The sequence below is a fragment of the Pseudomonas sp. LH1G9 genome, assembly GCF_002949975.1.
Taxonomy (GTDB): Bacteria; Pseudomonadota; Gammaproteobacteria; order Pseudomonadales; family Pseudomonadaceae; genus Aquipseudomonas; species Aquipseudomonas veronii.
In genome coordinates this window covers 1,344,874-1,371,301 of sequence record NZ_CP026880.1, presented here as the reverse complement: position 1 = coordinate 1,371,301, position 26,428 = coordinate 1,344,874, and the positions used below count along the sequence as shown (strand labels likewise).

Genomic DNA, 26,428 nt, shown 5'->3' with positions numbered 1-26,428 from the left:
GGCTTGCCGGCGACCGAAACGCTGTCGCCGGCAAGCCGGCGTCCGGCGCTAATGTGATGCAAATAGTCCCCAAAACCGTGCTTGGCTGCTATTGTGCCGCGCTTTGAAAAGCCGCCTACCAGCAAGGAATTGGACGTTGAACACTGACGAAAAAATGACCGGAGACCTGTTCGAGGTGGATAAGCGTCTGTCACTCAAACCCGTGGTGGACTTCAACGCCTACCTGCGCAACGCATTCGGCGACGGCCCCTGCACCTGCGTGCGCTGTGCTGCCGCTGGCGGGGAGGAAACCGGCTATGAGTTCCAGCACACCTTCAACCTCGACACAAAACCCACCCACCGCCGCTTTGCCTCGACGGCCGGCAGCGATGTGCTGTTGATGTTGAAAAAGGCGTGGCTGTCGTACACCAAGGCGGAGTTGCCGCTCAGTGGTGTGCTGGCATTGCCGATGGTGAAGGAGTTTGTCGAGCCACAGTTGCACAAGCGCCTCGCCCCGTTGTTTCTGGCCAGTGGGTTGGCCAAGGATGTCGACGGCGAACTGCGCATCCAACCGCAGGCCATGGCCTGATCCCTCCCTTGAATGTGCGGCTCAGGCGTCGGGGTGATAAATCGAACCGTTGAGTGAGCACAGTAGCGAGCGTCCTACCCAGGGACGCCGCTGTCCCTACGCCAATCCTGCCTATTTCGGCTTTTTCCTTGCGCAAGTTTCATCAGTGGGATCAGCATGGCCCTCAATGAATAGCCGCTTGATCGAATAACGCGCCTTCACCGCCAAAGCCGAACACCGTCGCACCGAGACGGGCATCCTGCGCGTGACGATGTCGCCCGACTGCCGCCGCGCAGGGTTGGCGCACCGAAAGCACAGTTCAGGTTTTGCGTTGATCACAAGGAGTTCCGGATGGCCGCACCAAGCAAGAAGATGAGCCTGTTGGGCCTGACCACCCTGGTAGCGATCAATATGATGGGTTCGGGGATCATCATGTTGCCGGCCAGCATGGCGCAACTGGGCGCGATTTCACTGCTGTCGTGGGTCGTCACTGCGCTCGGTTCGATGGCGATCGCCTACGGCTTCGCTCAATGCGGGCTGTTCTGTACCCACAGCGGCGGGATGTCGGCGTATACCGAGGAGGCCCACGGCAAGTCGGGGTTTTTCCTGTGTTCGTTTCTGTATTTTCTGTCGCTGATCATTGCCAATGTGGCGATTGCGATTTCGGCGGTGGGTTATTTGTCGTCGTTCATTCCGTGGCTGGGCAGCGGGCCGGGGCCGTTGTTCGTCGGCAGCCTGGGGCTGATCTGGCTGACCACCGTGGCCAACTTCGGCGGCCCGCGCATCACCGGGCGCATCGGAGTGGTCACGGTATGGGGCGTGATCATTCCAGTGGCGGGGCTCTGCGTGATCGGTTGGTTCTATTTCAAGCCCGAGGTGTTCACGGCCGCCTGGAACCCACACCAACGGCACCTGTGGGACGCCGTCAGTGCGAGTATTCCTCTGACCTTGTGGGCGTTTCTTGGCATGGAGTCGGCCGCCCAGGGCTACGACGCGGTGGAGAACCCCAACCGCACCGTGCCCCTGGCCTGCCTGCTCGGCACGCTTGGGGTGGCGGTGGTGTATGTGCTGTCGACTGCGGTGATCCAGGGCATCGTGCCCAATGCCGAACTGGCCGCGTCCTCCGCACCGTTCGCACTGGTTTACGCACAGATGTTCAGCCCCTGGGTCGGCAAGCTGATCATGGCGCTGGCGGTGGTGGCCTGTATCGGCTCGTTACTGGGCTGGCAATTCACTCTGGCGCAAACGGCCAAGATGTCGGCGGACCAACGCCTGTTTCCGCGGTTTTTCAGCCGCATCAGCGCCGCGAATGCACCGGTGCTGGGGCTGCTGGCGTGTGCCACGCTGCAAAGCCTGATTGCCTTGTCGACCATCTCGCCCAGCGCCAGCGCGCAGTTCAGCAAACTGGTGAACCTGGCCGTGGTGACCAACCTGCTGCCCTACGTGACCGCCCTCACCGGCCTGCTGGTGATGATGTACAAGGCACACGCCAGCGCGACGGTGCAGGCGCGCAATACGTTGGTGGTGCTGGTGGCCGTGGGGTATTCGCTGTATGCGATTTATGCCTGCGGTGAAGAGGCGGTATTTGGCGCGATGCTGGTGCTGGCGTTCGGGTATCTGTTGTATGGCTTCCTGGCCAAGCGGTTTATTGGGGAACCGGCAGATTCCCCTGGCAGATGAAGATCAAAATGTGGGAGGGGGTTTGCCCCCGATTGCGCCAGTCGATACATGTATTGACTGAACCACCGCTATCGGGGGCAAGCCCCCTCCCACAGTGTTTACCGCGTTTGCCTGAACTGATTATTTACGCGCCGCCTCCCACTGCTTGAGCAGGTCGCCGTAGGCCACGGTTTCGCCTTTGGGTTTCTCGTTGGCCAGTTTCGGCTTCGGCGCGCCCGGCTGGTCGAACCAGTATTGGGCGTCACGCTCCGGGTTCATTTTCGGACCGCACACCGGTTGCACTTTGGAGCGTTCCAGGCGCGTCATGATCGCGTCTTGCTCCTTGGCCAGGTTGTCGAGCGCCTGTTGCGGGGTTTTCTCGCCGCTGGCCGCCGCCGCAATGTTGCTCCACCACAGTTGCGCCAGGCGTGGATAGTCCGGCACGTTGGTGCCGGTCGGGGTCCACTCGACCCGGGCCGGGCTGCGGTAGAACTCCACCAGGCCGCCAAGCTTCGGCGCCAGGTCGGTCATGGCCTGGGAATTGATGTCCGACTCACGGATCGGCGTCAGGCCGACGATGGTTTTCTTCAGCGACACGGTTTTCGAGGTGACGAACTGCGCGTACAGCCAGGCCGCGAGCTTCTGCTTCTCAGGCGTCGACTTGAGGAAGGTCCAGGAACCCACGTCCTGATAACCCTTCTTCATGCCCTTTTCCCAATAAGGCCCGACGGGCGACGGCGCCATACGCCATTTCGGTGTGCCGTCGGCGTTGACCACGGGCAGGCCCGGCTTGGTCATGTCGGCCGTGAACGCGGTGTACCAGAAGATCTGCTGGGCGATGTTGCCCTGGGACGGCACCGGGCCGGATTCGGAGAAGGTCATGCCGGCCGCTTCCGGCGGTGCGTAGGCTTTCATCCAGTCCACGTATTTTTGCGTGGCGAACACGGCGGCCGGGCCGTTGGTGTCGCCGCCCCGGGTCACGCTGGAGCCCACCGGGTGGCAGTCCTCGACGCGAATGCCCCACTCGTCCACCGGCAAACCGTTGGGCAAACCCTTGTCGCCGCCACCGGCCATGGAGAACCAGGCATCGGTGAAGCGCCAGCCGAGGGACGGGTCTTTCTTGCCGTAGTCCATGTGCCCATAGATGCGCTTGCCGTCGATTTCCTTGACGTCCTCGCTGAAGAACTTGGCGATGTCTTCATAGGCCGACCAGTTCACCGGCACGCCGAGGTCGTAGCCGTATTTTTCCTTGAACTTGGCTTTCAGCTCCGGCCGCTCGAACCAGTCAGCGCGGAACCAGTACAGGTTGGCGAATTGCTGGTCGGGTAACTGGTAGATCTTGCCGTCCGGCGCGGTGGTGAAGGAGATACCGATAAAGTCCTTGATATCCAGGGTCGGCGAGGTGAAGTTCTTGCCTTCGTTGGCCATCAGGTCAGTGATGGATTCGGTTTTGCCGTAGCGAAAGTGCGTACCGATCAGGTCGGAATCGTTGACCCAGCCGTCATAGATGTTCTTGTCGGACTGCATCTGGGTTTGCAGCTTTTCCACCACATCGCCTTCCTGCAGCAGGTCGTGGGTCAGCTTGATACCGGTGATTTCACTGAAGGCCTTGGCCAGCACCTTGGATTCGTACTCATGGGTGGTGAGGGTTTCCGACACCACGTTGATCTTCATCCCACGGAACGGTTCGGCGGCCTTGATGAACCACTTGAGTTCCTCGAGCTGCTGGTCGGCCGTGAGGGTCGACGGCTTGAACTCGCTGCCGATCCATTTTTTCGCCGCCTCTTCATACGCATCGGCCCAGGCCGTGGCGCTCAAACCACTGAGGGCCAATACGGCGGCCAATGAAATGCTATGTCGCAGCTTATTGTTTTTATCGAACATAGAGACCTCCTGGTTGATTTCAAAAGGGACTACAAACGCCACACACCCCTTGTAGGAGCGAGCTTGCTCGCGAAAAACGCCCAGACACCGCGCACGCCCAGAAACGCCGCGTTATCGTTGACGAATTTCGCGAGCACGCTCGCTCCTACAGAGAATAGAGGCATCCGCACTAGCCCCAACGCATCACACACAACAGCCATACAAGGGAGAGCGCGGACGCCACCCAGATGCTCCAGTCGGTTGCGCCGATCACCAGCAGGTGCAGGTAAGCGCTACCGAGAAGACCGATAAACAAACGATCACCACGGGTGGTGCTGATCGGCAGAAACCCGCGCCGAGGGATACTCGGCGCGCGCAGTTCCCAAGTGGTCATGCCCGCCAGAATCAGGGCGATACCGCCAAAGAACAGCGCGGTGGGGGTGGTCCAGGCCATCCATTCCATCATCGACTCCTCAGACCCGGCCCAGGGCAAAGCCCTTGGCCACGTGGTTGCGTACAAACCAGATCACCAGCATGCCGGGCAGGATGGTCAACACCCCCGCCGCCGCCAGCACGCCCCAGTCGATCCCCGACGCCGAGACGGTACGGGTCATCACCGCCGCGATGGGCTTGGCATTGACCGAAGTCAGGGTGCGCGCCAGCAGCAGTTCGACCCAGGAAAACATGAAGCAGAAAAACGCCGTCACGCCGATGCCGGAGCCGATCAATGGGATAAAAATCTTCACAAAGAACTTGGGGAAGGAGTAGCCGTCAATGTAGGCGGTTTCGTCGATTTCCTTGGGCACACCCGACATGAAGCCTTCGAGAATCCACACCGCCAATGGCACGTTGAACAGGCAGTGCGCCAGGGCCACCGCGATATGCGTGTCGAACAGGCCGATGGACGAATACAGCTGGAAAAACGGCAACAGAAACACCGCCGGCGGCGCCATGCGGTTGGTCAGCAGCCAGAAAAACAGGTGCTTGTCGCCCAGGAAGCGATAGCGCGAGAACGCATACGCCGCCGGCAGCGCCACGCTCAAGGAGATCAGCGTGTTCAGGCTCACGTAGTACAGCGAGTTGAGATAGCCGGTGTACCAACTCGGGTCAGTGAAGATCACCTTGTAGTTGGCCAGGGTGAAATCCTGCGGAAACAGCGTCAGCCCGCCGAGGATTTCGGTGTTGCTTTTGAAGGACATGTTCAGCAGCCAGTAGATCGGCACCAGCAGGAACAGAATGTAGATCAGCAGCGGTATGACTTTGCGCTTGCTCATGTTGGTGGCCTCAGCGGTTGGCGTCGGAATGGGTCATGGCGGTGTAGAACAGCCAGGACACCAACAGGATGATCAGGAAGTACACCAGGGAAAACGCCGCGGCCGGGCCCAGGTCGAATTGGCCGACAGCCATCTGGGTCAGCGTCTGGCTGAGGAACGTGGTGGCGTTACCCGGCCCGCCACCGGTCAGTACGAAGGGCTCGGTGTAGATCATGAAACTGTCCATGAAGCGCAGCATCACCGCGATCAGCAGCACACTTTTCATCTTCGGCAGCTGGATATGTCGGAAAACCGCCCAGGCCGACGCCCGATCGATACGCGCCGCCTGGTAGTACACATCTGGAATAGCGCGCAGCCCCGAGTAGCACAGCAGCGCCACCAGGGAGGTCCAGTGCCAGACATCCATCACCAGCACCGTGACCCAGGCGTCCATGGTGTTGGCCGCATAGTTGTAGCTGATGCCCATCGCATTGAGGGTAGAACCGAGCAGGCCGATATCGGCGCGACCGAAAATCTGCCAGATGGTGCCCACCACGTTCCACGGAATCAGCAACGGAATGGCGAGGATGATCAGCACCAGCGATGACCAGCGGCCCTTGGTCGGCATGGTCAGGGCGATGGCGATGCCCAGCGGGATTTCGATCAGCAGCACGCACGCCGAGTAGATGAACTGGCGCAGCAGCGAGTCGTGCAGGCGCGGGTCGAGCAGCACCTGCTTGTACCAGTCGGTGCCAACGAAATAGCGGCTGGACTGGTCGAAAATGTCCTGTACCGAGTAGTTGACCACCGTCATCATCGGGATCACCGCACTGAATGCCACCAGCAGGAACACCGGCAACACCAACCACCAGGCCTTGTTGTTCTGCACCTTGTTCATGGCCGCACCTCCAGCAGGTAATCGTCGGCGTAGAGCATCAGCCACTGCGCGGGGAAGCTGATAGAAGCTGTGCCTTCGGGCACCGGTTTGTCTTCGGCCAGGCGCACTTTCAGGGTGGCGCCGTCCAGGTTCAGGGTCAGGATCTTGTAGGTGCCGAGGTCTTCAATATGAGTGACGTCGGCTTGCAGTGCGTCAGGGTTATGCTCATCCCACACATGAATGAATTCCGGGCGGATGCCCACCTGCAAGGTCGTGTAGGGCGTGTCGGCGAGGCGTTGCTGCACGGCCTCGGACAACCGCAGATGGGTGTCGGCAAAACGCACTCCGCCGGCCTCAGCCTGCACTTCGATCAGATTCATCCCAGGGCTGCCGATGAAATAGCCGACAAACGTATGGCTCGGCCGCTCGAACAACTCCCGCGGCGTGCCGAATTGCACGATTTGCCCGCCGTACATCACCGCGATCTTGTCGGCGAAGGTCGAGGCTTCCAGTTGATCGTGGGTCACGTAGACCATGGTGATATTGAACTGCTCGTGGATCTGCTTGAGCTTGCGCCGCAGTTTCCATTTGAGGTGCGGGTCGATCACCGTCAGCGGTTCATCGAACAGGATCGCCGAGACGTCGTCACGCACCAGGCCCCGGCCCATGGAGACTTTCTGTTTTTCGTCGGCAGTGAGGTTGCGTGCCTTTTTGCTCAGCAGGCTTTGCAGGTCGAGGACTTCGGCAATTTCCTGCACCTTGCTGTGAATTTTCGCCTCGGCCATGCCCTGGTTACGCAACGGGAAAGCCAGGTTGTCGAACACCGTCATGGTGTCGTACACCACCGGGAACTGGAACACCTGGGCGATGTTGCGTTTTTCCGGGGTCAGCTCGTTGACCACTTTATGGTCGAACAGCACTTGCCCTTCGGACGGGCTGAGCAGGCCGGAGATGATATTAAGCAGGGTTGATTTGCCGCAGCCCGAAGGCCCGAGTAAGGCGTAGGCGCCGCCCTGCTCCCATACGTGGTTCATTTCCCGAATGGCGTAGTCCTCGGGACCTGTCGGCGTAGGGCTGTAGCTGTGCGCCAGGTTCTGCAAATGGATCTCGGCCATCAGGCAACCCTCGCGACACGGCGCCCGGGGGCCTGGACCAAGCGGCCCTGGCCATCGAACACAAACAGTTTATGGGTGGGGATATACACACGGATCGGCGCGTCGACGTCGTACTCATGCACCCCCGGCAAGTGCAGCACCAGCAGGAAATGCTCGCTGCGCACATGCAGGAAGGTTTCCGAGCCGCTGATCTCGGCGACTTCCACGGTCACCGCCAGTTCGAGGTCGTCGTCGTTGCTGGGCACCAGGCTGATATGGCTGGGGCGCACGCCAAAGCGGAACTCGCCCTCGCCGATGGGACGCAGGTCAACATTGAGTGGGAAGTGTACGAAATTGGCGAAGCTCACTTCATTGCCGCTGATGCTGCCCGGCATCAGGTTGATCGGCGGTTCGGAAAACAACTCGGCGGCCAATACGGTCTGCGGCTGGTGATAGACCTCGGCCGCCTTGCCGCTCTGGATCACCCGGCCTTCGTGGAGAATGGTGGTGGTGCCGCCGAGTGCCAGCGCTTCGTTGGGCTCGGTGGTGGCGTAAATCGCAATGGTGTGGCGGGCCTTGAACAGCTCGCGCATTTCCTGACGCAGCTCTTCGCGCAGTTTGTAGTCCAGGTTCACCAACGGCTCATCGAACAGGATCAGTTCGGCATCCTTCACCAACGCGCGGGCCATCGCCGTGCGTTGCTGCTGGCCGCCGGACAGCTCCAGCGGGTGGCGCTTGAGGAACTTCTCGATGCGCAGCATCTTCGCGGTTTCCAGCACCTTGCTCTGGATCAGCTCGTTGGACACACCGGCCTGGCGCAACGGCGAGGCGATGTTCTCGAACACGGTCATGGTCGGGTAGTTGATGAACTGTTGATACACCATCGACACGTTGCGCAGGCGCACCGGTTTAGCGGTGACATCCACGCCGTTCATCAGGATGCGGCCGCTGTCGGGCTTGTCCAGGCCGGCCATCAGGCGCATCAGGCTGGTCTTGCCGGACAGGGTGCGACCGAGCAGCACATTGAAGGAGCCGGCCTCGAAACGCAGGTTGGCGTCGTCGATCCAGGTCTGGCCTTCGATGACGCGGGAGACATGTTCCAGGGTCAATGACATGACACGCCCTTTTTTATTATTGGAATGAATCTGGCCAGTGGTCACAGCGAGTTTCGTGCCAACCGCAGCAGGTGCTTGATCCACAAGGAAATGCCCTGAAAGCGAGGTTCGGGAGCGAACAAAAATGAACAATTCGGACTGAACAACTGAACACTCAGCGGGTTGACAATGAACAGTTCTGAACAACACTGTTTGAACCCGATTGACTGAGCAACGCAGAACACATGCGGGAGGGGCGGTGCGACGATTCGACTTGCCCCCTCCCACATCGACCGGGTGACATCCGTTAGATTGCGCAAGACCCAAAAACAATAAAAAGAAGGTCTCCATGGCCGAACCGCTGACTCACGACACCCTCATCCAGGAGTCCTGGCGCCGCTGCCGCGCATTCGGCCTGGACCACCAGAGCCCACCCAGCTTTGACCAACTGCCCGCCGAGAGCATCAGCCAATTGCTGGAGAGCCAGCATTCCCTGGTGCAGACCACCCACCAGGAAGTGTTGCCTTACTACGAGAACATCCTGAGCAACTCCAACTGCCTGATCATGCTGGCCGACAACCAGGGCCAGGTTTTGACGTCGTGGGGCACCCAGCGCTTTATCGACCCCAAGTTGGCCCGTGGTTTCAGCCCCGGCGCCAGTTGGATGGAGCGTTCCAGCGGCACCAATGCCATCGGCACCGCGCTGGCCTGTGCCCAGGCGGTGCATATCGAACACGATGAACACTTCCTCAAGGCCAACCGCTTCATGACCGGTTCGGCGGCGCCGATCTTCGACGCCCAGCGCGAAATCATCGCGGTGCTGGACGTGTCCAGCGACAGCTACCTGCCGCCCTCCCACACCCTGGGCATGGTCAAGATGATGAGCCAGACCGTGGAAAACCGGCTGATCCTCAACCTGTTTCGCGGCGAGCATTTCCAGCTGACCTTCAACACCGGGCTGAACAACCTCGACAGCCAATGGGCGGGACTGCTGATCTTTGATGAAAGCGGCCAGGTGTTATCGGCCAACCGCCGCGCCGACAACCTGCTGGGCATCAGTCTGTCGCGGGTGATGATCGACCGTTTGTTCAAGGTGTCGATGCTGGAGTTACTGAATCAGCCGGAGGATTTGCCGTTCTCCTTGCAGGCGGCCGGCCGCAATCGCTTCCAGTGTTTATTGAAGCGGCCCAAGCAGATGCCGGTACACGCGCGGGTTTTCAGCGAACCGGCGCCGCCGCAAGCCACACCGATCAGCCTCAAGACCCTGCATTTCGGCGATGTGCGCGTGGAAAAAGCCGTGCGCCAGGCCGAGCGCCTGCTGGAAAAGGACATTCCGCTGCTGATCCACGGTGAAACCGGCGTGGGCAAAGAGGTGTTCGTCAAAGCCCTGCACCAGGCCAGTTCGCGCAGCCAACAGGCATTTATCGCGGTGAACTGTGCGGCGATTCCCGCTGAGCTGGTGGAATCGGAACTGTTCGGCTACGAAAAAGGCGCCTTCACCGGCGCCAATCAAAAAGGCAGCGTCGGCCTGATCCGCAAGGCCGACAAGGGCACGCTGTTTCTCGACGAGATCGGTGATATGCCACTGCCGACCCAGGCCCGCTTGCTGCGGGTCTTACAGGAACGCTGCGTGCAACCGGTGGGCAGCAGCGAGTTGTTCCCGGTGGATTTGCGCATCATCTCCGCCACCAACCATGTGCTACGCGAGCAGGTGCAGGCCGGGCGCTTCCGTGAGGATTTGTACTACCGCATTGGCGGGTTGACCCTGGAGTTGCCGCCACTGCGCGAGCGCACTGACAAGCAGGCGTTGTTCCAACAACTGTGGCAGCAACACCGCGAACCGAAGCAGTGGGCCGGGCTGAGCGCCGAGGTGCTGGCGTTGTTCGAGCAGCACCCGTGGCCGGGCAATTTGCGCCAGGTCAGCAGTGTGTTGCAGGTGGCGTTGGCCATGGCCGAGGAGCAACCGATCCGCCCGGAGCATCTGCCGGACGACTTCTTCGTCGATCTGAACGTGACGGCGCCGCTGCCCGCCAGCGCGCCTCTGGAGGACAGCATTGACCTGACGCGGCGCTTGAAAGCGGCAGGCGGGAATATTTCCCACCTGGCGCGGGAACTCGGCGTGAGCCGCAACACCCTGTACAAGCGCCTGCGCCAAGGCAATGACTGAAACCCGGGCAACAATCGACCGCTGCCCTCTCGGGCTTGAAACCGCCTTGCCCACACGCGACACTGCGCCGCTCCATCACGAGGACACCGCCGATGACCGCAACCGCCGCCACCGTTTCTGCACGGGAGGCTTATCAAGTGCTCAAGGATATGGCCCTGGAAACGCGGGTCATCAGCGCCTGCGCGGCAGCGGATGACACGGTGAGCGTGGAAACCGACGGCTGGCGGATGGTGCTGCTGACCCAAGGTGCGGTGCTGGTGGGGTGCCAGCACTGTCGCTCACCCGACGGGCGGCATGGCTCATTGGACAGTTGGCAACGCTATGGCACCAACCCAGTGGCATTGATGAGTACGTGGGAGCACGCGCAAGTCGAGCGTCTGTTGTCGGTGTCTCAGCGCCAGCTCCACGACACGCCGGTGTAGATGCCCCGACCATCCCCGGGCGTGGAGCGGGCGGCGTCCAGGCCCTTGTCGTCATAACCCGGGGTGACGGTGTTGGCGTAGCGGCGGTTGGTCAGGTTGCGCAGGTCAACCCAGGCTTGCCAGTCCTGCTGCGGGGCGTCGTAGCCGAACGTGGCGCCGAGTAAGGTATAGGCCGCCGCGTAGTAGGAATTGGCGTAATCCACCGCCACCCGCGAGGAATGCTCGGTGTTGAGGCTGGTGTAGAAACCGGTCGGATGGCTGTAGCGCAACTGTGCCTGGTAGTAGTGCTTGGGAATGCCCGGCAAGGTGTTGTCGCCGAAGCGGTCGTCGTTGCGGTAGTGGAAGTCGCTGAAGGTGTAGGCCTGGCGCAGGGCGAGCTTACCGCTGCCGCCGCCGTCCCACAGCGGGCTGAGCAGGCTCAGTTCAACACCTTGGTGAACCGTGGGGCTGGCGTTGGCCTCGGCGAGGATCGCGTTGGTGGTGGGGGTCTGGGCCTGGGTTTCAACGGTGAGCAACTCGTGGCGCACTTCCGAGCGGTACAGTGCCAGGTCCCATTGGCCGAACCACGCGTCACCACGGCCGCCGACTTCCAGGGTGGTGGCGGTCTGGTTTTTCAAACTCACGCCTTCGCGTTGCAGGCCGGTGGCCGGTCCGCTGCCCGACCCGAAGTATTTGTTGGAACCCCAGATCATCGACCAGGCATGCGGCGGCTCGACCGAGCGGCTCAGGTTGCCGTACACCTGCAATTGCGGGGTGAAGTCATAGCGCAGGCCGATGCGCGGCGCATAGTCCCAGTCATGTTGACTGAGCGGCGCCTGGCCGTCGGGATAGGTCACCTGGGTTTCGCGGCGGGTGTAGATCGCGGCCAGGCCGGTGGTCAGCCACAGGTCCGGGACCAGTTCCAGGTCGTTGCCGATATGCAGCACGGTGTCGGAGCCCAGGTAGCTGTAGTCGCGGGTCTTGGTGCCGGGGGCATAGCCTGCGGTATTACCGACAGGAATTCGCACGTATTCCGACGCGCCATTGTTGGGCATCGCCTGGGTGGTGCGCAGGCCGATCGTGGTTTTACTGTCGTGACCGAACAGGGTGTCCTGGCGAATGTAGTTCAGCGTGCCGCTGATATCGGTATAGGCGACTTTCAGGCGATTGGTGCCCTCGCGCAGGTCCATCGGGTAGTCGTGATAGGCCAGGCCGACTTCCAGCCGTGCGTTGTCGTCGAGCTGCAACGTGGTCTTGTTGGCGATCCAGGTGGAGCCCGGTTGCAGGCGTTTTGAATCGCGGGCGGCGTTGAGGCTGTTGGCGGCACGCGGATCATGGCTGATCTGGTAGCGCGTGAGCTTGCCTGGTGTGTCGTTGGTGGTTTCGCGGTAGCGTAAGTAAAAGCGCGTCTCCAGGTTCGGGTTGAAACGGTAGCCGAAGTTGGCCGCGACGCCCTTGCCCGTGCCGGCGCTCTGCTGCTGATAGCCGTCGGATTCGGAATCGGTGAGGCTGATGTAATAGTCGGCATCCCCCAGCACCTGGCCCGAACTGATCTCGCGCTGGGCGTAGCCACGGCTGCCCGCTTCGTAGCGCACTTGCAGCTTGGGCGCGTCGTAGCCGGTATGGGTCACGTAATTGACCGCCCCACCCAGGGCCAGCGCGCCCTGATCAAAACCGTTGGCACCGCGCAGCACCTCGACGCGGCTTTGCCACAAGGGGTCCTTGAGTTCATAGGGCGTACCGCCGGGGCCCGTCAGCGGCAAGCCGTCGAGCGTCTCGTACAACCCGGAAGCATGGGCGCCGGGGCTGCGGTTGAGGCCCGAGCCACGGATCGAGAGTTTGACGCCTTCATTATTCGCCGCCTTGGCGTACACCCCGGCCTGATACTTGAACACGTCCTCGTTGGTGCTCACCCGCCCCTGTTGCACGCTGCCCATGTCGATGTAATTGGTGCCGCCGGGCACGCGCTTGAGCTGCGCCTGCGCCACTTCAGCCGCGCTGGCTTCGCTGATGGTGACTTCGACCGGCGCCAGTTGCAGGTCTTCGGCCTGCACAAGGGAACTGAGGGTCAGGGCAGCAAAAAGCAGCGGGGGTTGGCGCAGCAACATGGGGCGGGTCCTTGGAATGCGGGGGCGTGAAGGCCAGGCCTCGCACGCGAACTGTGATGGGAAGACCGGGACGCTCGCCAGGTCACGCCTTATTCACGGCGCAGAGCCTTCCCGGTCCCTGAAAAAACTACCTGTCTCCTAGCCCGCGGCGGACGCCAGCGCGCGCATGAAGTCATCCGCCTCCGACCCCGCCGGAAAGCGGAAACCGTACATTTCGTCGGTCGTCAGAATGCTGTTGAGGGCGTCGCGAAATTGCGCCTCAGTCGGCGACTCCTGCAGCAGTTTGTGTGCCGGTAACAACAGCTCGGCAGAGACGCCTTGCGCACTCGCGGCGTCAATCACCGCAAACAGGATAAATCGCAGGCGAATTTCGCGATCCGTGGGCCAAACCGTTTTTCGCTTACCCAAGGTAGGGCCTCATATTTAAGAAAAGTCCGAGGCTATTGCCGACAGATGGGCGTTTCAAGCAGTGCAGTGCAAGATAGGGCACTTCCTACAGAGGAAACGGAAACACCGCACTCAACGGCCCTAACGCTCACTGCACCGGCAGAAAATTCATCAGCAACAGGCTTTGCGCGTAATTGACGCCAATGCGTCGGTAGCGCTCATCGAGCATCTGGGTCAGCAGGTCGAGCCGCGCGACGATCTTGCCGAACTCGACGGCGAAACTGAGGTTGCTGCCCTCCTCCGAGATCTCGTTGGAAAACAGCAGCAGCACGCCATTGGCATCCTGACGCTGGCTGAGCAGCCAGGTGGCCTTTTCGATATTGCGCGCCGCGTTGCTGACGAATTGCGGGTTGATCGTGTCAGAGATATAGAACCGGGTGCGCCCGCCATGTGCAGTCACCAGCATGCTGCCAATCGCATAGATAAACGCCCCGACCCGATCGCCGCGAAACTCGGGGCTCAAGGAGTAACTCAGGGCCGCCAGATCGCGACGATCCCCCAGGGCGGGCAGCGGTTGACGGTTTTCGATGGCCGAACGGATTTCCCGCGCCGCGCTCACCGCGTCCAGGTAACCCGACTGCCGCCACTGGTTGGGGTTGCGCAGGTACAGCTTGTTCATCAGCAGATACAGGCTTTGCAGGTTATCGCGCATGCCGAGGGTGGCCATGCGGTCGACGCTGGTCTGGAGAAACTCATCAGGCTTGCCATTGCTGAATTGCCTGGCGATATCGCGCCCCTGTTGCTGGCTGCAGGCGGTGGTGCAGAGCAGAAACACGAGGACGAGCCAGCGCGGGCGGTTCATCCATCGGCAGGTAAGAGGCGGGAACGTATGATCCATCGGCACCAGGTCTAGTTCTTATGTCCACACGCAGTATGAGTATGGCTGGGATAGAGATAGATCCGAAAAATCCGAAAAAGTGCAGGATTGGGCAACAGAACATCCGGAAGGTCATGAGAAATGCCCAGTGCATGTCAGTGGGTTTCGCAACAAAGCGACCTCAGGGCCGGTCGGCACCCGAATCAGCACAAGCGCGTAACGATCCGCAGGTTCAGGCTGCCAAAACGGGAACCTCAACCTTGTAGGGCAAGCGTCGGACATAGCCTCCCGCCGACAAAGAACGCGTTATACAAACAAAAACGCCAGCTTCAGCAGAGCTGAAACTGGCCGTCAATGCGTTGCGTCTTCCGGACTTGACCGGCGATCGTCCGCTTAGAAAATCGAGATTGGGTAATCCACGATCAGACGGGTTTCGTTGTAATCCCCTTCCGCCTGATCAGCGTTACCGCGGTGCCAGGCTTGACGCACGCGCATCGACAAGTCTTTGACCGGGCCGCTCTGCACCACGTATTTGGCTTCAAAGTTGGTTTCATGGTGCTTACCGTCAGCACCATAACCATAGGCACGGTAGGCGCTGCCGACCGGCATGTGCGTGCCGTCGATATTGTCACCGTTGAGGTAGCGCGTCATAAAACTCAGCCCTGGCACGCCATAAGTCGCCATGTTCAAGTCGTAACGGGCCTGCCAGGACTTTTCGCCTGGGCCGTTAAAGTCAGAATATTGAACCGAGTTGGCCAGGAAGATGGAGTCGGCCAGATCACCCGACTTGTTATTACCCACGGCCACATAGTCGAACGGCGTGTCGCCGTGAACTTTCTGGAACGCCAGTGTGACGGTATGAGCACTCAGGAAAGAGTACGCCGCTGCCAACGACCAAGTGGTGTTGTTGATGGAACCGGCTTTGGACTGGCCGGAATCGGTGGTGCGGTAGATGTTGAAGTCCAGGTTCAATGATTGATCGGCAGTGAACGGAATCGTGTAGTTGGCATTACCGTAGTATTGATGCCAGACGTCCTTGAGGTCCGAGGCAAACACGCTCATGGACAAGTTATCGGTCAGCGTGTACTTACCGCCGAGGTAGTCAATGCTCTTGGCCGGTATGTTGGCATAACCGGCATACAATTCGTGGCTATTGTTGGTCGTGGTCGGACCGTTACTGCTGGTGAAGTGCCCGGCGTCGAAGTTCAACCCTTCAATTTCGCTGCTCAACAGGTTGAAGCCAGTCGCTGTTTGAGGCGTGGCGCGAGTACCCGCCGTGGCCAGGACCGGGTTGTTGGGCTGCAAGTTGCCATAATGCAGTTCAGTCTTGGAGAACCGTGCCTTGATCGACGCGCCTGCACTGCTGAAGTCATTCTCCGGCCGGCCGTTGCTGTCGACCGGCAAGTTGCCAGAGCCTGCATTGCCTTTGCCACCGTCCAGCTTCACGCCCCAGTATCCGTAAGCATCTACACCAAAACCGATGGTGCCTTGGGTGAAGCCGGAGGAGAAGTTGCCTTGTATCACCTGCAACCAGTCCTGTTTATCACCCGCCGAATTCTTACCGTCACGATCAAAATAAAAGTTACGAAGCAGCAGGTTCAAACTACTGCCTTCAACAAACCCCTTGGCAGTCGCCTGGTCCTCCACACCCGCGGCTGACGCTAGTTGACTAGCACCCAGCGAGACCGTCAGCGCCACCAAATTCCACTTAAAAGACATTGTTTGTTCCCCTGTTTTTAATAGAGCTGCCTCGTCTCTCAACGCACAGTCAGCAGGGTCTCCCCTGAAGTCAGGCGGTCAAAAGCGAAGAGTCATAAGTCGATGGCAGATGAGAAGGTTTCTAAGTCGCAACGCATTGACTGCGCAGCGCAAGGTACCGTTTTATAACGGTTTATTTTTAGTACAGGGCAGAGCCTAAGGTGAAAAACTTATAACACTTTCCCGCCGATGGAATGACCTCGTTTCCCGTGAAAGTAATTTTCCATTTCTGTAACAATTCAGGTTTATACAAGACAGCCGGACGCGTGAAATGAGCTGGACATCGATGTTTCGCATACATCTAAAGTCCCAACTGCACGATGAAAACGGCACGCTCTGAGCCTGGATATCCGCAAAGGGCCAAACTGATTCAGGCGTTCTTGGGGCTCCCTTATCGAGAGCGGCGAATGCCGCAATATTTAAAGCAACGTTGTGCTAGCGTACCTGTAGGACGGATTACATGATGGTCTTAGACGCATGCCTCGAGGTCGATACGACTACAAGCCTCGAGGCAAGACATCACATCGCTATAGAGCCAGCCTGCAGGTATCGCAGCGCCATGGGGGTACAGAACCTGATGACACACATTGCCCCATTGCCCCCCCTTGATTTGAATCACGATCACCCACTCATAACGGCCGCGTTGTGAACGCTGAGCTACCTCATTCAGGTTCGCAGACGCCGCTTGAGGGTTTGTGCGAGGCAGAGGTGCAGCAACGTCTGGCGCAGGACGGGCCGAACGAACTCCCCGCCTCCCGCCGACGCAGCGCCTTGCGCCTGATGTGTGACGTAGTCTTCGAGCCGATGTTTCTCCTGCTGGTCGCGTGCGGCGCTTTGTATATGGTGCTGGGCGATGTCCAGGAAGCCCTGATGTTGCTGGGCTTTGTCTTCGTCGTGATGAGCATCAGCTTTGTCCAACAGCGGCGCAGTGAACGCTCCCTGAATGCGTTGCGGGACCTCTCCAGCCCAAGGGCTAAAGTGCTAAGGCAAGGTAAGGAGTGCAGCGTTCCCGCGCGGGACCTGGTCGTTGGCGATGTTGTGATGCTGGCTGAAGGCGATCGCGTACCCGCTGACCTGCAACTGACAACATGCGCCAACCTATCAATCGATGAGTCCTTGCTGACCGGAGAATCCATGCCAGTCAGCAAGCTGGTCGCGCCGCAGTCTCATACACTTGGTGATCCAGCGCCGCCGCCAATGGATGCGACCCTTGCGCAGGCATTTTCAGGCACATTGGTCACGTGCGGCACCGCCCAGGGACGTGTCACCGCCACAGGCGAGCGCAGTGCGCTGGGCCGGATTGGCCAGTCACTGGCAGACATCGAGGTGGAACCCACCCCGACACAACAGCAAACGCGTCGTGTGGTCAAGCGGGTCGCTGTCATAGGCCTGGCGCTGGCGGCGGCGCTCGCTATCGCTTTCGGGCTGCTGCGCGGTGACTGGCTGCATGGGATGCTGGCGGGCCTGACGCTGGCGATGGCAATCCTACCGGAGGAGTTGCCGGTTGTACTGACGCTCTTTCTAGGCCTCGGCGCCTGGCGACTCGCCCGTGAGAAGGTGTTAGCGCGTAGCATCCCTGCCGTCGAATTGCTCGGTGCGACCACTGTCTTATGCGTCGACAAGACCGGTACGCTGACGGCTAACAGAATGACGGTCAGGCGCCTTTGGTCCGAGGAGGCTGAGTATGAAGTCGCCAGGGACGGTACTGACGGCGGCATGCCTTTGCAGGAGGCACTCCATGGTGTGCTTGAGTACGCGGTTCTCGCCAGCCACCGCCATGCTTTCGACCCGATGGAGTCGGCCATCGGCGAGACCGGGCAGAGCCTGCTCGCGCTCACCGAGCACCTCCACGCCGACTGGACGCTGATCGACGACTATCCCTTGTCACCCCAGATGCTGGCAATGTCGCGGGTCTGGCAATCGCCGAATCAACGAGAGCGACTCATTGCCGCAAAGGGAGCGCCCGAGGCAATCGTCGATTTGTGCCATATGGATCCCGTTCGCAGCGCGCGCATTGCGGCTCAGGTGCTGGCGATGGCGATGGCGGCAGACGGGCTTCGCGTTCTCGGCGTCGCACAGGCGACCTTCGCCGCCGAGGTATTGCCCGGTTTACAGCACGACTTCGACTTCAGGTTTCTAGGATTGGTCGGGCTCGAAGATCCGATTCGTCCAGATGTGCCGCAGGCTATTGCCGAGTGCCGAGCCGCCGGCATCCGTGTGGTGATGATGACGGGCGACCACCCGGCCACAGCGATGTCGGTCGCCAGGCAGGCCGGGCTGGGCACTGATGCGCCGGTGATCACGGGAACCGAACTGTCCACGCTGAACGATTCTGAACTGGCCGCACGACTGATCACCACGCAGATCTTCTGCCGTGTTCAGCCAGAGCAGAAACTGCGCCTGGTACGCGCGTTCCGTGCACAGGGTGATGTCGTCGCCATGACCGGCGACGGTGTCAACGACGCGCCTGCGCTGAAGGCAGCCGATATTGGCGTTGCGATGGGTGCGCGTGGCACCGAGGTCGCACGCGAGGCGGCCGCGCTGGTTTTGCTCAATGATGATTTCGAGTCGTTGGTGACCGCCGTGCGCTATGGCCGCCGCATTTTCGCCAACTTGCGCAAGGCGATTGTGTTTGTGGTGGCCGTACACGTGCCGATCGTCGGCCTATCGATGCTTCCAGTGCTTTTCGGCTGGCCGATGGTGCTGATGCCGGCGCACATTTTGTTCTTGCAACTGATCATCGACCCCGCCTGCTCGGTCGTGTTCGAGGCCGAACCGCTTGAGCCGGATGCGATGAAGGCTCCTCCTCGTCGAAAGGAGCAACGGTTGTTCGACAGCGCAGTGATGATACGCGGCCTCTGCCAGGGCATTGGCTTACTGATACTGCTTCTCGCGACGTATGCAAGTATGAGGTTCTTTGCGCCGGTTGCGTCTGAGCGAGATGAGCTGGCGAGAACACTGACCTTCGTCGTCCTGGCGCTGGCCAACCTCGCCCTGATCCATACCAATAAGTCATGGGGCCGCACGCGCTGGGTGGGGCCTGGCGCGTTTGGCACCCAGCTCAGTTGGATCGCTTTCGCAACGTTGGCCATGTTGGCGATAGCGCTGTTTTTTCCGCCGGTTACCCAGCTGTTCTCATTCGTGACACCCGCGCCAGTACTGCTACTTTTCGCATTTGGCATCGTCGCGCTGAGCGTAATGTGGTTCGAAGTCGTGAAATGGCTAATACGATTGAGGAGCGGGCATAGCGACTGAGCGAAGCCTTTCGTGCTGATCCCCGAGTTCGCCAGGGGCTGCACATGTCGCAACCCAGGCGAGGTTTGTTCAGCAGTTAATCGCTTAGATTGGCTCCCAGCTTTGGAAAAGCAAACCGGATCAGCAGCGCAGCATCGGGCCCTTCGCCCGTGAGAGTAATCTCCGCCCCTCGAACATTATCAGGTAACGCGGCGAGTGGACTCGTCACGTTGGCGAACCTCTTACTCGGGTCAACGCCTTCATAAAAGGTGTGCGTCAGGATTCGAACCCTGGAATCGCCAGTAACGCTCACTGGCTTCCAGGAATCCAAAGTAACTTTTTAAAACAATACGTTAGATTCTAATAATTACCGCACCAAGGCATTTTTGAATGCGTTGGAGCCCGCGCCGATCATGGGGCGCATAAGGTTGCGGAAATCATTCCGCCCTCCCCCGCGTGCTGCCGATCGAACACTATCGCCAATAGTCGTAGTGAAACATCCGGGGGCCGCTGATAATCTGCGACCACGTTCGCCAGCCGTTTAGGGATGGAGGCGAAAATAGAAGCCCTGGAGCCGCGAACCTCCGGGGCTTTGCTTTTTTGGCGCAGGCTGACACCCAACTCTTCTGGGCATTTTTTCCTTTGGCCCTAAATTGTTCAGGGCGCTGGGCGAAATCCCTTTCAGTACCGACATGGCCGAAATCGGAATGGTTGTGATGTGCCTTGATCTTTCCCGATAGACACGTTCGATTGCACCCGCCGGATTGTTTGGCTGTCATGGATTTGGTGTGTTTGTGCATTGGCGTAGCCGTGAAGCAAGCCTACGATCAGCCCCTGAGACAGCCGACCTTGCGATTGCTCATGGTCGCGTTTAGCGCGGATACAACAACGCCCGCGTGGCGGCGGGCGTTTGGCATAGATCGTCGAAGCGTTATCGCCTTAATCGAAGGCGCCGTTGAGGACTTCGTAGATTATGCCGGAAGCAATTGCGACCAGTATCAAGTCCGTGCCTGCCTGCTGCCATTCGTAGCCGTCGTAATGTGGAAGTCTGCCCAGCAATCGACCATCAAGTTTCTTGGCGATGCCTGGAGGAAGAGGCTTCCCTCTGGCGAGGTTCTTTTGTATTCCGGGTGGCAGTGAAGGGCCTGGGCTCCAGTAGTCACGGTAGCCGCCGAGCACTCCCAATACGCTGCCTCGGTCAATGCTTGGTCCGCGAGACCAATCGTCTCCGCTGGGACCTTTCCCCTTATTACCCTGGTTGCCATGACCCTGACCACCTTGTGAGTTGCCTTTTCCATTGCCTTGACCTTTCCCATTGCCAGGGTCTGCGAGTGCAGCCACCGAGCCAACGGCCAAAGTAAGGCAGATAGCAGCTACAAGCGTGCGTGATCTAAACATGACTGTCTTCTCCGGAAGGGAATGCTCCCTGAAATGTAGACGGTATTGAAGGTTTTAGTTCCGTAATACCCATCCCACTCGCTGCATCTGTTAACGGAGCGTGGCACCCAACAATAACCGCCGATTAGGCACCCTCCAGGTTAAAAAATTGCGGGATCAGGTGCTGCTTTCGAATTCACCAATCGTCGATGCCTTACACCCAGCACTGCCAAACACGTACATACATTCCCCTTGTATTTGATAGCTTAAAGCCATCAAGCGGCATGCCTCATGCGCAGAGCCACCTTGGACAAGACGTGGACGTCTGGCAATCATCACTCATTGGTGAATTGTTTCTATCAGGGAAGAGGATCTGAAGCTGGTGACCGCCACCCCATCCTCCATAGCCAAATGCTCAGGCATGCACGCGCGCCTATGGCTGACCCTGCCCGACCAAAGCGTTAAGCATTGGTGCCTTCCCAGGAATCTGTTTTGCGACCAACAGTCGTTGCCCAGGAGCACCCTCAGGAAATGGATTCCGGAAACCATTCAATAAACGGGGCGAACTCCGAAAAGCCAAACGAGTAGGAACTTAAATATGGAGATTTATAGTATGTCAGCTCAAGAAAACTACGTTGGTGTTGGCGGATGGACTGCTTACCACGAACTGACTCCAAAGGACCACGCTGTATTCAAAGAAGCCTTGGAAGGCTTTGTGGGGGTGCAATACACCCCTGAGACGGTTGCGACCCAGGTCGTCGCCGGCACAAACTATCGCTATCACGCCAAAGCACAGCAGCCTGGTTCGCCAGCAATCTGGGCAGCAATCGTAGAAATCTACGCCCCCCTCAAAGGTAAGCCGCACATCACCCAGATCATCCGCATCTAAGCGCGCTTAACACCCTTCGGGTCACGCGAGGATTGCGGGACTCGAAGGCTGATCGCGCGCCCTTGCTTGTGCTGCGCTTCTGGCTTCTCCCTCCCCTGGAGCCGCAAGCATGACGATTGATGCCCTCCCCGACCTGAATGCGTATCCCACCCCTGAGCGGGCGTTTCGCTATCTGCGACTTATTGCGAGGTGGCCGAGGTTCGTGGGTGCGATGAAGGCTACGTGCCGGACCTCTTCCCCGCCCAGCATTACGGTGACTACCTGATCCTGAACATCGACCTGAAGCCAGGCCGGATCAAGAACTGGAGGAAGCCGGTCGCCACCGACATCGAAAAGATGATCGAGGCGAACCAGGAAAACTGATCAACCAGCGCGGTGTATCGGATATCGCTCAGCCCTCTGTGATGACAGCAGGGTGGTTGCCTTGCCCCTGGCCTTAGCGGATTTTGTCGCGGCGTAGACGGGCAACACTCGAAGGGATTCAAGCGACATCCGATGCGGACGAATTCGCGGCCTATAACGCTATAGGCCGCCACTGATACTCAAGGAATCAGTCATCCCGATCATCACGATCTCGACCGTGATAACGATCATACCCGCGATCATCGTATCGGCGATCATACCCACGGCCCCGACCTTGGTCATCGTAGCCCTGGTCGTATCTGCGCCCATGATCATCCCCTCTGTAACGATCATGCCCATACCGTCCTCCGTCGTCCCAGATAGGCACGCAACCACCAAGCAGAATAAGACCAGAAATGGCCAAAAGGGTTATTGCTGCGCGCTTCATCTTGAACGTCCTAATTGCTTGAGAGGGTTAATTTTTTGACTGCAAATCAGCCCAATGATTCAGCCGTGCCCGCGAATAAACATCGGCCCGAGCGGCCGCCAGGGCATGATCAATTACACGTCGCTGAAGAGCGTCGCGCCGGGGAAAATTGGCCAGGCCGATCTACCTGAGCGCCATGTGCATCGACGCCCGGGGCGACCGCTACAGCAATTCCGTGGAGAGGGTGAGCACTAAAATCCACCAACACCGCTAAGCCGTGCGTTAAAAGTAACCGTACAGTAGACACATCTTGACGAAATCATCTTAGGCCATGGCGCGAGCAAGACGCCCTTGTTGACGGTAGCGGTGAAGCGTTTACGAGCTTTTGGTGTCCGGGAGAGGCCCTTTGGCCCAGTGGGCCAATGCTTCACCGCTCAGGTAAGGCAGAGCCTCGCGGGCCGTATGTGCGAACCGAGTACTACTGGTACCTTTATCGTCATATCTGAACCAGTGGTCGCCGCCCATAAGCTGTATCAAAACGTGGGCTTTGTGCTGGAGTCGGAGCAGGAAGGACAGCAGTGGTGCAAGTCGGTGGTGGAGCAGTGTTTTGTGCGGCAAGGGGTTTGACGCAACAGCGCCCCAGTAAATGGGGCACTGTTACGGCCTGACGATCACTCGTCGAGATTGCCCATGGCTGTGGTGTTAAAGCCGCCGTCCACGTACATGATTTCCCCGCTGATTCCCGACTCCAGGCCCGAGCACAGGAAGGCGCCGGCATTGCCGACCTCTTCAATGGTGACGTTACGGCGCAACGGCGTTTGCGCCTCGTTGGCCACCAGCGTCTTGAGGAAATTCTAGATGCCGGAAGCGGCGAGGGTGCGAATCGGCCCGGCAGACACCGCGTTAACCCGCGTGCCTTCGGGGCTCAACGAGCCGGCCAGATACCGTACGCCAGCCTCCAGCGAAGCCTTGGCCATGCCCATCACGTTGTAGTTGGGCATGGTGCGTTCTGCGCCCAGGTAAGACAGGGTCAACAGGCTGCCATTGCGGCCCTTCATCAGCTCCCGACCGGGAATATTACGAGGCCCATGGGCGGTTGGGGAGATACTTTTTCAAGTGATGGCATTAAGCTATCTCGCACTTAACCATCATGGCATTTAACAGGGTTTGAATTTATCTATGGGTCGTTCCTTTGCTTGGGTCTTTCCGTTGTGCCTGGTGGCTGTTTTTGGTGCGGGTTGTTCTTCTCATAAAGGCCTGCCGCCGGCCAAACCCAAGCCGGTCGTACTGACGGCAGACGACCACCATGCGAAGGTTATTTTCAGAATGCTCAGCACCGAATCGCAGGTGAGCTTCAGCGCTGGGCCCGAGGGGAATTTGAGCAGCGTGGGGGTTGTTTACAACGATTCCCTGGAGCAACAGGCGCCGGCGTTTGTCCGAGGGTTATACAAGGGCCTGGCCCATGGGCTCTATCGTGCCCGGCCGTTCCGGGAGACGTTGGTGCCGGCGAATCAGTTGACGGTGGTGGAAGGCGTTGCGAACTGGCGCAATGATCGCGGGACCTCGTACAGCCTGGAAAAGTGCGGGCCGTTGTCGCGCAGCTTTCTGCCGAAAGCGAACAAGACCTATCTGGTGGAGTTTGATTTGCAGGGGTTCTCGGTGTGTAGCGAGAAGGTTTATGACGTGACGGTGGAAGGGCAGAAGGAGTTGGTTTTACCGGTAGCGAAATGACCGGTCACGACGCGCAAAATACGGCGCGCACCGAGATGACTCTTGAAAAACGGCGCTTACTCCAGAACTTCTCTAAGGAATACCTGTGCAACGAATTGCGTTACTGCTTTCCATGGCAGCCGTCGGGGGGTGTGTTAGTCAGCCAGTGTCGCTGAGCAAAAGTGCGGTAAAGGCATATGGCGTTTTTCTGGGTCAACCTGTGGTAGCTGATACGGTATTCCGTGACGGAGACAGATTGAATTTCCAGCTCGTCGCTCCGAAAACAGATGCAAAACCGGAACGCACCGTTGTGCAATTGGAGGCGTCTTGCAGCGTGGCACAACTGCGTGCCGCTTACATTGATTCTCCCTTTGCGCGGGTTTACATCAATCGGCAAAACGGGGTGTACGTGGGCGCACGCTCCCTGACGTCATCCCTTTATTCAGGGCTCACCAGTAACCCGAGTTTCATTCACGCCTGTTCTGAGACACCGCAGCCCGACTGGAGAGTCGTCAGCGTAAAAGAGGATGACCAATGGGTGATGCTTGATAGGCATAGCATCAAACAGCAAGGCTCGGAAACGCTGTTCTGGGGGGCGTATGACAATAAAAAAATAGTGACGGATGCCTCGCAAGGCACGCCGTCTGCCCAAAAGCGTGAACACTATGCTGTCGATTGCACCGAGCAGAAGTTTCGTCGGCTGGCCAGTTATGACGTTGATATATTTAACAGTGTGATAGACGGTGAGACCCCGCAGAATCCAGTCGTCAAGACTGTTGCGCAAGCCCGCGATGATTACAAGCTGTTGTTCAAGACGCTGTGCGCCGGCGCTGAACAACTGAAGCAACTGCCCACGTATAAACCGCGCTACAAAGTGCGTGCTGTGCCAAGCCCATATAGTGTTGGTACGCCAATGCTTTCTGCAATCAACGCCCTCAATCTGCAACCGGCAGCCAAAAAACTCAGCTATGTTGCGACGAGCCGGACACCCACCCGCAAGGGTGGTGCTTCGTTGGTGTACGAAGAGAATTTCCTCACCACGGACTCAGCGAGCGGGCAAGTAGTTGTCGATGTACGCAGTGAGGCGTACGAGATACGTAGAGTTACTTGGCGGGGGTTGATTGTGCTCGCCAGTACCATCACTACGTTTGACCAGAAAGTGGGCACCTATGAACTCAAAAGCTTGAGTTTTTCCGGGGATTGGCAGCGCATGCCCATAGGCTCTCTCCTGAGTTACTCCGCTCAGGGGCGCCAGCACGGCGCTGAGCAACGTTGGGGCGACGGGAAAGGCTACGCGGTCGACTGCACTGTAAAGCGCGAACTTGACGCCGATGAGCTCAGTGCTGGACTGACTGGAAAAGCCAAGGAAATGGGCTGCACGACTCAAGGCGACAAGCACGCAATCGTTAGAAAATTTTATTATTTGGCTGACTACGGCTATTTTTTCGCATGGGGTACGCAGAGCAATTCGCTCTCTGGTGATGAAGTTCATATTTTGAGCGTTCGCTAAACGATAGCGCTAAAAAAAGAGGGGTGGTCAGGCACAAGAAGCCATCAACGCATTGGTATGGTCGATCTGGCTCTGCATTTGTATGTCTTACTGTGTAGCCTTAGAAGCGACCTTCAGAGCCGCGTCGAGATCCTGCTCAGCGATGGAAAGAATGATCCTTAGATTCTCCATCTCGTAATGATGATCCTTGGATACCGCAGCCATTTCGAGCAGATTCTGTTTATTGATTTCCTCAATTTCGGCGCGGAGCTCCTGGCTTAGGGCGTTCTGACGAACCACGCTCGAACCGAGGGTCGCTGCGACCTCTGCTCTCGCTTTTTTGCTCTCGATTAACGTTAGTACCAGTACACCGGTCACGATCAGAAGCGCACCGATCACGAACACCCAGCCAGCAGAATAACCGCCAGTCCCGCTACAACACTTCGCATGTCGTTCCCTCTTTGGTTTGGCGGGACTGTAGCACCTGGCCGCAGAAAGCAAAAAGCCCAGCGCGAGGCTGGGCTCAAAGCAACTAATCTGCAAGAGACTAAGCGTCTGGAACTTCTTTATCGAGTGCAAGCTTTGGATCAGCCACCTCTACCCAGCCCTTCTTCAAATACTCATCTGCCACAATTTTACGTATCAAAAAACAGTAGATGATTGGCAGTCCAGCAATAGGTATAGCTGCCCATGGCGGGCCTGCAAACAGCCCCAACCCTATAGCAATACCCCAGATCAATAAATGGCGCCAAAGGCCGGCGAAGCAAAGATAGAGTGGGCCTAGGAACAATATTGCCAGAACCTGAAACGCATCGACTTCTTCAACCTTGCCATTGTCTAGACTTTTGAAGTATCGGGTCATTGCACTCTCCGTG

23 protein-coding genes and 2 pseudogenes are annotated in these 26,428 nt (G+C 58.8%); 10 read left to right on the top strand and 15 right to left on the bottom strand.

Annotated features, from left to right (window positions below; all coding sequences use genetic code 11):
• The first annotated feature begins 136 nt into the window (after nt 1–136).
• Complete coding sequence (locus C5F70_RS06680; RefSeq protein WP_104902967.1) at nt 137–568, top strand: hypothetical protein; 432 nt, start codon at nt 137–139, stop codon at nt 566–568.
• A 330-nt stretch (nt 569–898) separates the two neighbouring features.
• Nucleotides 899–2,227, top strand: a complete 1,329-nt coding sequence (gene potE / locus C5F70_RS06675) for a putrescine-ornithine antiporter (RefSeq protein ID WP_017846704.1) — start codon at nt 899–901, stop codon at nt 2,225–2,227.
• Nucleotides 2,228–2,347: 120 nt separating this feature from the next.
• On the opposite strand, the gene C5F70_RS06670 is transcribed toward potE, so the two are convergent.
• The 6 genes from C5F70_RS06670 to C5F70_RS06645 all read right to left on the bottom strand — a co-directional run bounded on the left by C5F70_RS06670 (nt 2,348) and on the right by C5F70_RS06645 (nt 8,408).
• On the bottom strand, nt 2,348–4,090 hold the full coding sequence (locus C5F70_RS06670) for an ABC transporter substrate-binding protein (protein ID WP_046487167.1): 1,743 nt from the start codon (nt 4,088–4,090) through the stop codon (nt 2,348–2,350).
• A 169-nt stretch (nt 4,091–4,259) separates the two neighbouring features.
• Complete coding sequence (locus tag C5F70_RS06665; RefSeq protein ID WP_017846706.1) at nt 4,260–4,532, bottom strand: DUF2160 domain-containing protein; 273 nt, start codon at nt 4,530–4,532, stop codon at nt 4,260–4,262.
• Between the two features lie 10 nt (nt 4,533–4,542).
• A complete protein-coding gene (locus C5F70_RS06660; RefSeq protein ID WP_017846707.1) occupies nt 4,543–5,343 on the bottom strand; it encodes a carbohydrate ABC transporter permease in 801 nt (266 codons plus the stop codon).
• 10 nt (nt 5,344–5,353) lie between these two features.
• On the bottom strand, nt 5,354–6,220 hold the full coding sequence (locus C5F70_RS06655; RefSeq protein WP_046487164.1) for a carbohydrate ABC transporter permease: 867 nt from the start codon (nt 6,218–6,220) through the stop codon (nt 5,354–5,356).
• Nucleotides 6,217–7,314 (bottom strand): ABC transporter ATP-binding protein, encoded by a 1,098-nt coding sequence (locus C5F70_RS06650; protein WP_104902966.1) that lies wholly within the window; start codon nt 7,312–7,314, stop codon nt 6,217–6,219. Before C5F70_RS06650 ends, C5F70_RS06655 begins: the two co-directional genes overlap by 4 nt.
• Nucleotides 7,314–8,408 carry an ABC transporter ATP-binding protein gene (locus C5F70_RS06645; protein WP_102618745.1) on the bottom strand — a complete coding sequence of 365 codons (1,095 nt, stop codon included), beginning with the start codon at nt 8,406–8,408 and terminating at the stop codon, nt 7,314–7,316. Before C5F70_RS06645 ends, C5F70_RS06650 begins: the two co-directional genes overlap by 1 nt.
• Nucleotides 8,409–8,736: 328 nt before the next feature.
• On the opposite strand from C5F70_RS06645, the gene C5F70_RS06640 reads away from it, so the two are divergent.
• Nucleotides 8,737–10,554, top strand: coding sequence for a sigma-54-dependent Fis family transcriptional regulator (locus C5F70_RS06640; RefSeq protein WP_104902965.1), 1,818 nt, complete (start codon nt 8,737–8,739; stop codon nt 10,552–10,554).
• A gap of 92 nt (nt 10,555–10,646) precedes the next feature.
• On the top strand, nt 10,647–10,976 hold the full coding sequence (locus C5F70_RS06635; protein WP_046383018.1) for a hypothetical protein: 330 nt from the start codon (nt 10,647–10,649) through the stop codon (nt 10,974–10,976).
• On the opposite strand, the gene C5F70_RS06630 is transcribed toward C5F70_RS06635, so the two are convergent.
• From C5F70_RS06630 to C5F70_RS06615, 4 genes are all read right to left on the bottom strand, one after another.
• On the bottom strand, nt 10,946–13,063 hold the full coding sequence (locus tag C5F70_RS06630) for a TonB-dependent receptor domain-containing protein (RefSeq protein WP_104902964.1): 2,118 nt from the start codon (nt 13,061–13,063) through the stop codon (nt 10,946–10,948). The genes C5F70_RS06635 and C5F70_RS06630 overlap by 31 nt on opposite strands.
• A 138-nt stretch (nt 13,064–13,201) precedes the next feature.
• Nucleotides 13,202–13,471, bottom strand: coding sequence for a hypothetical protein (locus C5F70_RS06625; protein ID WP_017846713.1), 270 nt, complete (start codon nt 13,469–13,471; stop codon nt 13,202–13,204).
• Nucleotides 13,472–13,598: 127 nt separating this feature from the next.
• Nucleotides 13,599–14,312 carry a hypothetical protein gene (locus C5F70_RS06620; RefSeq protein WP_017846714.1) on the bottom strand — a complete coding sequence of 238 codons (714 nt, stop codon included), beginning with the start codon at nt 14,310–14,312 and terminating at the stop codon, nt 13,599–13,601.
• 408 nt (nt 14,313–14,720) lie between these two features.
• Nucleotides 14,721–16,046, bottom strand: a complete 1,326-nt coding sequence (locus tag C5F70_RS06615; protein WP_026139991.1) for an OprD family porin — start codon at nt 16,044–16,046, stop codon at nt 14,721–14,723.
• Nucleotides 16,047–16,793: 747 nt separating this feature from the next.
• On the opposite strand from C5F70_RS06615, the gene C5F70_RS06605 reads away from it, so the two are divergent.
• Nucleotides 16,794–19,340: a cation-translocating P-type ATPase gene (locus C5F70_RS06605; protein ID WP_256588366.1), complete on the top strand. Its 2,547-nt coding sequence runs from the start codon at nt 16,794–16,796 to the stop codon at nt 19,338–19,340.
• A gap of 918 nt (nt 19,341–20,258) precedes the next feature.
• Here C5F70_RS06605 and C5F70_RS06590 read toward each other — a convergent pair.
• Complete coding sequence (locus tag C5F70_RS06590) at nt 20,259–20,717, bottom strand: anti-virulence regulator CigR family protein (RefSeq protein ID WP_081610141.1); 459 nt, start codon at nt 20,715–20,717, stop codon at nt 20,259–20,261.
• 592 nt (nt 20,718–21,309) lie between these two features.
• On the opposite strand from C5F70_RS06590, the gene C5F70_RS06585 reads away from it, so the two are divergent.
• Both C5F70_RS06585 and C5F70_RS30525 read left to right on the top strand, forming a co-directional pair.
• A complete protein-coding gene (locus C5F70_RS06585) occupies nt 21,310–21,585 on the top strand; it encodes a hypothetical protein (RefSeq protein ID WP_046385245.1) in 276 nt (91 codons plus the stop codon).
• 222 nt (nt 21,586–21,807) lie between these two features.
• A complete protein-coding gene (locus tag C5F70_RS30525) occupies nt 21,808–21,948 on the top strand; it encodes a hypothetical protein (RefSeq protein WP_162231504.1) in 141 nt (46 codons plus the stop codon).
• 159 nt (nt 21,949–22,107) lie between these two features.
• Here the strand turns inward: C5F70_RS30525 and C5F70_RS30520 are convergent, their stop codons facing one another.
• A complete protein-coding gene (locus tag C5F70_RS30520) occupies nt 22,108–22,287 on the bottom strand; it encodes a hypothetical protein (RefSeq protein ID WP_046383012.1) in 180 nt (59 codons plus the stop codon).
• A gap of 586 nt (nt 22,288–22,873) precedes the next feature.
• On the opposite strand from C5F70_RS30520, the pseudogene C5F70_RS30980 reads away from it, so the two are divergent.
• Nucleotides 22,874–22,981, top strand: a pseudogene (locus C5F70_RS30980) (MarR family transcriptional regulator); the annotation flags it as partial.
• A 44-nt stretch (nt 22,982–23,025) separates the two neighbouring features.
• On the opposite strand, the pseudogene fabI reads toward C5F70_RS30980, so the two are convergent.
• Nucleotides 23,026–23,424 (bottom strand): annotated as a pseudogene (fabI, locus tag C5F70_RS06570) (enoyl-ACP reductase FabI); the annotation flags it as partial.
• Between the two features lie 109 nt (nt 23,425–23,533).
• Between fabI and C5F70_RS06565 the strand changes: the two are divergent.
• Both C5F70_RS06565 and C5F70_RS06560 read left to right on the top strand, forming a co-directional pair.
• The gene (locus C5F70_RS06565) at nt 23,534–24,085 is read left to right on the top strand and encodes a hypothetical protein (RefSeq protein WP_173677844.1); all 552 of its coding nucleotides are present in this window, start codon (nt 23,534–23,536) and stop codon (nt 24,083–24,085) included.
• A gap of 85 nt (nt 24,086–24,170) precedes the next feature.
• On the top strand, nt 24,171–25,574 hold the full coding sequence (locus tag C5F70_RS06560) for a surface-adhesin E family protein (RefSeq protein ID WP_126587374.1): 1,404 nt from the start codon (nt 24,171–24,173) through the stop codon (nt 25,572–25,574).
• Between the two features lie 87 nt (nt 25,575–25,661).
• Here the strand turns inward: C5F70_RS06560 and C5F70_RS06555 are convergent, their stop codons facing one another.
• The gene (locus C5F70_RS06555) at nt 25,662–25,952 is read right to left on the bottom strand and encodes a hypothetical protein (protein WP_126585723.1); all 291 of its coding nucleotides are present in this window, start codon (nt 25,950–25,952) and stop codon (nt 25,662–25,664) included.
• Nucleotides 25,953–26,100: 148 nt separating this feature from the next.
• Complete coding sequence (locus tag C5F70_RS06550; protein ID WP_104902960.1) at nt 26,101–26,415, bottom strand: hypothetical protein; 315 nt, start codon at nt 26,413–26,415, stop codon at nt 26,101–26,103.
• Nucleotides 26,416–26,428 lie beyond the last annotated feature (13 nt).

Coding starts and splice junctions, on each gene's coding strand:
- C5F70_RS06650 (WP_104902966.1), bottom strand. CDS start 7,314: ATGGCCGAGATCCATTTGCAGAACCTGGCGCACAGCTACAGCCCTACG.
- C5F70_RS06590 (WP_081610141.1), bottom strand. CDS start 20,717: ATGTTTAGATCACGCACGCTTGTAGCTGCTATCTGCCTTACTTTGGCC.
- C5F70_RS06620 (WP_017846714.1), bottom strand. CDS start 14,312: ATGAACCGCCCGCGCTGGCTCGTCCTCGTGTTTCTGCTCTGCACCACC.
- C5F70_RS06585 (WP_046385245.1), top strand. CDS start 21,310: ATGTCAGCTCAAGAAAACTACGTTGGTGTTGGCGGATGGACTGCTTAC.
- C5F70_RS06645 (WP_102618745.1), bottom strand. CDS start 8,408: ATGTCATTGACCCTGGAACATGTCTCCCGCGTCATCGAAGGCCAGACC.
- C5F70_RS06615 (WP_026139991.1), bottom strand. CDS start 16,046: ATGTCTTTTAAGTGGAATTTGGTGGCGCTGACGGTCTCGCTGGGTGCT.
- C5F70_RS06670 (WP_046487167.1), bottom strand. CDS start 4,090: ATGTTCGATAAAAACAATAAGCTGCGACATAGCATTTCATTGGCCGCC.
- C5F70_RS06565 (WP_173677844.1), top strand. CDS start 23,534: ATGGGTCGTTCCTTTGCTTGGGTCTTTCCGTTGTGCCTGGTGGCTGTT.
- C5F70_RS06640 (WP_104902965.1), top strand. CDS start 8,737: ATGGCCGAACCGCTGACTCACGACACCCTCATCCAGGAGTCCTGGCGC.
- C5F70_RS06635 (WP_046383018.1), top strand. CDS start 10,647: ATGACCGCAACCGCCGCCACCGTTTCTGCACGGGAGGCTTATCAAGTG.
- potE (WP_017846704.1), top strand. CDS start 899: ATGGCCGCACCAAGCAAGAAGATGAGCCTGTTGGGCCTGACCACCCTG.
- C5F70_RS30520 (WP_046383012.1), bottom strand. CDS start 22,287: ATGGGCATGATCGTTACAGAGGGGATGATCATGGGCGCAGATACGACC.
- C5F70_RS06665 (WP_017846706.1), bottom strand. CDS start 4,532: ATGGAATGGATGGCCTGGACCACCCCCACCGCGCTGTTCTTTGGCGGT.
- C5F70_RS06655 (WP_046487164.1), bottom strand. CDS start 6,220: ATGAACAAGGTGCAGAACAACAAGGCCTGGTGGTTGGTGTTGCCGGTG.
- C5F70_RS06630 (WP_104902964.1), bottom strand. CDS start 13,063: ATGTTGCTGCGCCAACCCCCGCTGCTTTTTGCTGCCCTGACCCTCAGT.
- C5F70_RS06550 (WP_104902960.1), bottom strand. CDS start 26,415: ATGACCCGATACTTCAAAAGTCTAGACAATGGCAAGGTTGAAGAAGTC.
- C5F70_RS06660 (WP_017846707.1), bottom strand. CDS start 5,343: ATGAGCAAGCGCAAAGTCATACCGCTGCTGATCTACATTCTGTTCCTG.